Consider the following 5,948-nt stretch of genomic DNA (forward strand, 5'->3'; position numbering starts at 1 on the left):
GACGACGCTCGAAACGTCGACGCCCTTGGACACCAGGGCGCCCGTCGCCCCGCCCGCCATGGCGGTGGCGACGAACTCATGCCCGTCACGCACCCCGCCTAGGGCGACGAACAGGTCGCCCGGCTCGATCGAACGGGTGTCGATGGAAACGCCGTCGACCGCGAACGGCGCGCCGGACAGGCGCCCGCCGGTCGCCGCGGCGATCTCTTCGGAGGTCCACAGGGGCTTAGCCACGGAGCGCCTCCAAGGCTTGAGCAACTTCGGTCACGTCGTCGAAGGGATGCACGACGCCGGCAATGGTCACGCCCTGTTCGTGACCCTTGCCGGCCACCACCAGGACGTCGCCGGCGCTCATCAGCGCCACGGCGGAGCGGATCGCCTCGCGGCGGTCGCCGATCTCCTGCGCGCCCTTGGCGCCGGCCAGGACCTCGGCTCGGATGGCGGCGGGAACCTCGTTGCGAGGGTTATCGTCGGTGACGATGGCGATGTCGGCATGATCGGCCGCCGCCTTTCCCATCAACGGACGCTTGGCGCGGTCGCGGTCGCCGCCGGCGCCGAACACCACGATCAGCCGGCCCTCGACATGCGGGCGCAGCGCCTTCAGCACAGTCTCAAGACCGTCGGGGGTATGGGCGTAATCGACATAGGCCTCGCCGCCTTTCGGACCGGTCCCGACCCGCTGCAGCCGGCCCGGCGCGCCCTCGATGGTTTCCAAGGCCGACATCACGTCCGCCACGTCCTCGCCAGCGGCGATGCATAGGCCCGCCGCCACCAGAACGTTCGAAGCCTGGTATCCGCCCACGAGCGGCAGTCGAACTTCGTAAGTCTTGCCGGCCGCCTCGATCTTCAGGGTCTGACCTTCCGGCGTCGGCTGGCGGCTCAGCAGCTTCAGCCCCTGCCCGGCCTCGCCGACCGAGAACACGCTTTGGCCGCAGGTCACGGCGGTGGCCGCGAAGGCGTCATAGGCGTCGGAATCGGCGTTCAGCACGGCGGTCGCGCCACGCGGCAGCAGGATTTCGAACAGCCGCAACTTGGCGTCACGATAGGCGGCCATCGTGTGGTGATAGTCGAGGTGGTCCTGGGTCAGGTTCAGGAACCCGGCGGCGACCAGATCGACACCGTCCAACCGGCGCTGATCGACGCCGTGCGACGAGGCTTCCAGCGCCAGGTGTGTCACGCCCTTGGCGGCCAGGATCGACATCAATTCGGCGACGTCGGCGGCGTCCGGCGTCGTCAGGCCCGGCGGGGTGATCTGCTCGTCCAAGCCGGGCCCCGTCGCGCGCACGCCCAGGGTGCCCATGCTCGCGGCCGTCTTGCCGGCGTGATTGAAGATCTGACGGCAGAAGGCGGCGACCGAGGTCTTGCCATTGGTGCCGGTGACCGCGACCACCACCGGCGGCTGCGTGCGCCAGAAGGCCTTGGCCGCCAGCGCATAGGCGCGGCGCGGGTCGGGCGTAACCAGGACGGGCACGCCTAGTTCCGGCATGTCCTCGGCCGAGATCACCGCCACGGCGCCCGCCGCGACCGCCTTGGCCGCGAACTGGCGACCATCGACCGTCGAGCCGGGCAGAGCAGCGAACAAGAAGCCCGGCTTCACCTTACGGCTGTCGGCGGTGACGCCCGCGATGATCGGATCGACCTCAAGGCTGCGCTGAACCAGGGCTGAAAGGAGCGCCGCCATCAGTGACCGTCCGCCAGGGGTTGGGCCACGCCGTCGTCGCCCACGACCTTGATGATCTCGTTGTGGCGCTCGACGCCCAGGAACGGCGCGATGCGGTCGATCACCCGGCCGGCGGCCGGTGCGGCGACCCAGCCGCCTGTCGAGTAGCCGTAGGTCTTGGCGTTGCCTTTGGGCTCGTCCATCAGGATCAGGACGAAATAGCGCTTGGCTTCGACCGGGCCTGAAGTCGGGAACACCGCGGCGAAGGACGACACCTGCTTCTTGGTCGAGTAGCTGCGGATGTCCGGGTCGTATTTTTCCCCGGTGCCGGTCTTGCCGCCGACGCTCAGACCAGGGGCATTGGCCGATTTGCCGCTGCCGCCGATGACGTTGGCGCGCATGATTTGCAGCATCTGGATCGAGGTCTGCTCGGAGACCGCCCGCACCCCTTGGGGCCGCTGGTCGGGTTCAAGCTTACGGATGGTGAGCGGCACCAGATTGCCGCCGTTCAGCAGCGCGCCCATGGCGCTGGAGAGCGCCAGCGGACTGACGTTCATGCCGTGACCAAACGAGGTTGAGGCGACCGCGTCCATGTCCCACTTGCGCGGCGTCAGCGGGCGGGCCGACTCCATCAACTCCACCTTGGCCGGCTTCGTCAGGCCGAGGGCCGCGAAGTAGTGGCTCAGGCGATCAGCGCCGATGCTCTCGGCGAGCTTGGCGGTGCCGATATTGGAGGAGTGCTGGAACACCTCGACCAAGGTCAAGATCTTCCGGGCCGCGTGGTAGTCCTTGATGGTCCGATAGCCCAGTTGATAGGGCGTGCGGGCGTCAAAGGTCGAGGACGGGTTGGCTACGCCGGTGTCGAGGCCGATGGCGACCGTGAACGCCTTGAAGGTCGAGCCCATCTCGTAGATCGAGGCGGCGGCGCGGTTCAGCTTGGCGTCGTCGCTAGCCACCGACACCCGGTTCGGATCGAAGGTGGGATAGCTCGCCATCCCCAGGATCTCGCCGGTGTGAACGTCGGTCACGATGCCGACGGCGCCGCGCGGCTGGAACTCGGCGGCGGCCTTGTAAAGTTCATCCTCTAGCGCGGCCTGGACGCGCAAGTCGATGGACAGCGCGACCGCGCCATTCGCCGCCTTGCCGCCCCGCAGGGTGTCGTTCAGAGCCCGCTCGGCGCCGGCCAGACCAACGCCGCCGGTGTCGGCATAGCCGATCAGATGCGCCGCGGTGTGGCCGAGCGGATAGACCCGGCGCTCTTCGCCTTCGAAGCTGACGCCGGGCAGGCCGAGGGCGTTGACCCGGGCGCGCTCTTCCGGCGTCAGCCCGCTGGCCACGAAGCCGCGGCGCTCGCCCTTCAGGGCCTTTTCCAACCGGGCGCGCGAAACGTTCGGCAGCGCCGAGGCCAAGGCCCGGCGCGTTTCGTTGGCGTCCCAGATCTCACGGGGATCGACATAGAGGCCGTAGTGCAAGAGGTCGGCCGCCAACATGGCGCCGTTGCGGTCGGTCAGGTCGGCACGCGCCGCGCCCACCGGCCCGGCTAGGCCATTGCCGTGCCCGACATTGGAGAACATCGCCGCCCGCGTCGCCCCGACCGCCAGCACGGCGAAGCTCGCCGAGAACAGCGCCAGCACGAAGAAGATGCGGATACGGGTATCGTCTTCAGCCTTGCCGGCCGCCTTGGCGCGCTCGAACGCATGCTCCAGGCCCCAGACCTTGGCCTTGAGCCAGCGCCAGCCCATCGACTCGAAGGTGGGATGCGCCATCGTCACGGTTTCTGCTTCCCCATGGCGATTTCGGACAACTTATCGATCGTCGTCTCGTGCTTGGCTTGCAGAGGGGCCATGCCAAGGTGGGTGGTGGATAGGAGCTCGATACGGGACGGCTGCTCGAGGTGAGCGACCTCGGCCTGCAGCAGGCGGATACGGGCCTTCTCTGCGTCGATCTGCTTCTCGACCGAGGCGATCTCGGCCCGCTCTTTGCCGGCCATCGTCTTGGCCAGATAGACCGACAGAATAATCGACACCAGCACGCCCAGCGCGATCACGTCGATCAGTCGGAACCCCCGGACCTTGCGCGTGAAAAAGCTCATGCCACATCGCTCCAGACCGGGGCGGCGGTGCGCACGCCCGCGCGAAGCTTGGCGGAACGCGCCCGCGGATTGGCCGAGGTCTCGCCGTCACCCGCGGTGCGGGCGCCGTTGAACAACAGCTCAAAACTCGGAGCGGCCAGCGCCTCGACCGGCGGCAGGTGACGCGACCCGCCCGGAGTCTTGCCGGCCCGGGTCGTGAAGAAGGCCTTCACGATGCGGTCTTCCAACGAATGGAAGGTCACCACGGCCAGGCGGCCGCCAACCTTCAGCACCCGCTCGGCGGCCTCCAGGCCGGCCTCGAGCTCGCTAAGCTCTTCGTTGACCGCGATCCGCAACGCCTGGAACGAACGCGTGGCCGGATGCACCTTGGCCCCGCGCCGACCGCCGAGCGCGCGCTCGATCACCTCGGCTAGGTCGAGAGTGCGGGTGAACGGCTGCTCGACACGCCGGCGCATGATGAAGGCGGCGATGCGGCGCGACTGACGCTCCTCGCCATAGAGCCAGATGATCCGCGCCAGTTCGGCCGGCTCGGCGGTGTTGACGATGTCGGCCGCGGTCGGCCCGCTCGCGCCCATGCGCATATCCAGCGGACCATCGCGCATGAACGAAAAGCCGCGCTCGGCCTGATCGAGTTGCATCGACGACACGCCAAGATCCAGCGCCACGCCGTCCACCGAGCGCTCGCCCAGCTCGGCCGCCATCTCGGAGAATCGGGCGTCCACCAACCGGAAATTGTCGCCAAGCCCTTCGGCGAACCGCCGGGCGCTCGGATCGCGGTCGAACGCGACCACGCTCGCGCCGGTCTCCAGGAAACCGCGCGAATAGCCGCCGGCCCCGAAGGTGCCGTCGACGATGATCTTGCCGGGCGCAGGCTCCAGCGCGGCGATCACCTCGCCCAGCAGGACCGATGTGTGCGGCGCGCTCATTGACCCACCGCCAGCTTCGCTGCCCGCTGCTGGGCGCGCAGTTGCGCCAGCCCGTCGCGGGCCAGTTCACGCTGAGCCGCGCGGTGAGCCTGGAACGCCTCGCGCTCCCAGATCTGGAACCGGTCGCCGAGCCCCACCAGCACCACCCAGTCGGTCAGGCCGAACTGGTCGCAAAGCTGCTCTGGCAGGGTGATGCGGCCGGCGGTGTCGAAGCTCATCTTGGCTTGACCGCCGAGGACCGAAAGCTCGATGGCCGAGCGGGTCGGATCGCCGAACGGCATCTCTTCGATCAGGGAAAGGTAACGATCAAACAAGGCCTTGCCGCCACCCTCGACGCAATCGGCCTCGATGGAGGGGAAGCAGACGATGCCGTCGAACGGTCCCGACACGAGCGCGCGGAATTCCTGCGGCACAACGATGCGTCGCTTGGCGTCCACTTGCTTCTCGAAGGTCGAGAGAAACATTCCCGCCGTCTGCCCCAGATCGCGACCCCACGTGGACCGCCCGTTCAGCCCCGTTTCCGGTCGTCCGCGCCCCGAAAACGGTGACGCTTGGAACCCTAACGGATGCTGATTGGGTTAACATGGGATCAATTGGGAGACAATGACTCCAGGACGCCAATTCATGGAGAATCAAAGATGTTGAACGCCCCGCTTCTGGGGCGACAACAACACTCCACAGAACATACAGTGAACTTGTTAAGTACTGTGCACCGCCCCTCGTAGGGTTGTGGATAAGCTTTTGGAGATCGATGGACCAGACGGCCTATAAGCCGGGTTCTGTCTCGTCTGCGAACAGACGCGGCGATCATTCCTCTGGACCGTCCATTGCTGGACGGTTCTCGCGACCTACCCGGACGTCTCGGGCCTACGACAGCCCTACCCGCACAAGGCGGGCGCAACGTCCCTATTCGGTCTTGCTCCTAGCGGGGCTTGCCATGCCGTCCCTGTCACCAGGTCCGCGGTGGGCTCTTACCCCACCCTTTCACCCTTACCTCGGCCGCGGCCGAGGCGGTCTGCTCTCTGTGGCGCTATCCCTGGGGTCGCCCCCGGCGGGCGTTACCCGCCGCCATGTCGTCGTGGAGCCCGGACTTTCCTCGACCGCCCGAAGGCAGCCGCGATCGCCCAGCCGTCTGGTCCGCGCGCTAAGTGGGGCCACAGCCGCTCCGGGTCAAGCGGCGCGAGCGACGAGTTCCATCCCAATTGGTCCCAATGGGCGCAGCGTCATGCGCGGCTTCATCGCCACCGCCTGGCCCGGCGCGAGCCGCAGC

General features: G+C 67.7%; 6 protein-coding genes and 1 other RNA gene. All 7 read right to left on the minus strand.

Annotation, left to right across the window (positions count from 1 at the left end; genetic code table 11):
* Positions 1–234: Mur ligase domain-containing protein (locus tag Q7T84_RS18155; RefSeq protein ID WP_304811675.1), on the minus strand; the 234-nt coding region annotated here is incomplete at its 3' end.
* A complete protein-coding gene (locus Q7T84_RS18160; RefSeq protein ID WP_304811677.1) occupies positions 227–1,681 on the minus strand; it encodes a UDP-N-acetylmuramoyl-L-alanyl-D-glutamate--2,6-diaminopimelate ligase in 1,455 nt (484 codons plus the stop codon). The genes Q7T84_RS18160 and Q7T84_RS18155, both read right to left, overlap by 8 nt.
* Positions 1,681–3,426, minus strand: coding sequence for a penicillin-binding protein 2 (locus Q7T84_RS18165; protein WP_304811680.1), 1,746 nt, complete (start codon positions 3,424–3,426; stop codon positions 1,681–1,683). The genes Q7T84_RS18160 and Q7T84_RS18165 overlap by 1 nt, the downstream gene beginning before the upstream one ends.
* A 2-nt stretch (positions 3,427–3,428) precedes the next feature.
* Complete coding sequence (locus Q7T84_RS18170; RefSeq protein ID WP_304811682.1) at positions 3,429–3,752, minus strand: cell division protein FtsL; 324 nt, start codon at positions 3,750–3,752, stop codon at positions 3,429–3,431.
* Complete coding sequence (gene rsmH / locus Q7T84_RS18175; protein WP_304811684.1) at positions 3,749–4,678, minus strand: 16S rRNA (cytosine(1402)-N(4))-methyltransferase RsmH; 930 nt, start codon at positions 4,676–4,678, stop codon at positions 3,749–3,751. Before rsmH ends, Q7T84_RS18170 begins: the two co-directional genes overlap by 4 nt.
* Positions 4,675–5,142: a division/cell wall cluster transcriptional repressor MraZ gene (locus Q7T84_RS18180; RefSeq protein ID WP_056732411.1), complete on the minus strand. Its 468-nt coding sequence runs from the start codon at positions 5,140–5,142 to the stop codon at positions 4,675–4,677. The genes rsmH and Q7T84_RS18180 overlap by 4 nt, the downstream gene beginning before the upstream one ends.
* Positions 5,143–5,430: 288 nt before the next feature.
* Positions 5,431–5,814, minus strand: an RNA gene (gene rnpB / locus Q7T84_RS18185) — RNase P RNA component class A.
* Between the last annotated feature and the right edge of the window lie 134 nt (positions 5,815–5,948).

The sequence above is a fragment of the Phenylobacterium sp. genome, from assembly GCF_030654915.1.
Lineage (GTDB): Bacteria > Pseudomonadota > Alphaproteobacteria > Caulobacterales > Caulobacteraceae > Phenylobacterium.

Bases quoted from the DNA above. Each gene is read 5' to 3' on its own strand.
- Q7T84_RS18160 (WP_304811677.1), bottom strand. From the start codon at position 1,681: ATGGCGGCGCTCCTTTCAGCCCTGGTTCAGCGCAGCCTTGAGGTCGAT.
- Q7T84_RS18165 (WP_304811680.1), bottom strand. From the start codon at position 3,426: ATGGCGCATCCCACCTTCGAGTCGATGGGCTGGCGCTGGCTCAAGGCC.
- Q7T84_RS18170 (WP_304811682.1), bottom strand. From the start codon at position 3,752: ATGAGCTTTTTCACGCGCAAGGTCCGGGGGTTCCGACTGATCGACGTG.
- rsmH (WP_304811684.1), bottom strand. From the start codon at position 4,678: ATGAGCGCGCCGCACACATCGGTCCTGCTGGGCGAGGTGATCGCCGCG.
- Q7T84_RS18180 (WP_056732411.1), bottom strand. From the start codon at position 5,142: ATGTTTCTCTCGACCTTCGAGAAGCAAGTGGACGCCAAGCGACGCATC.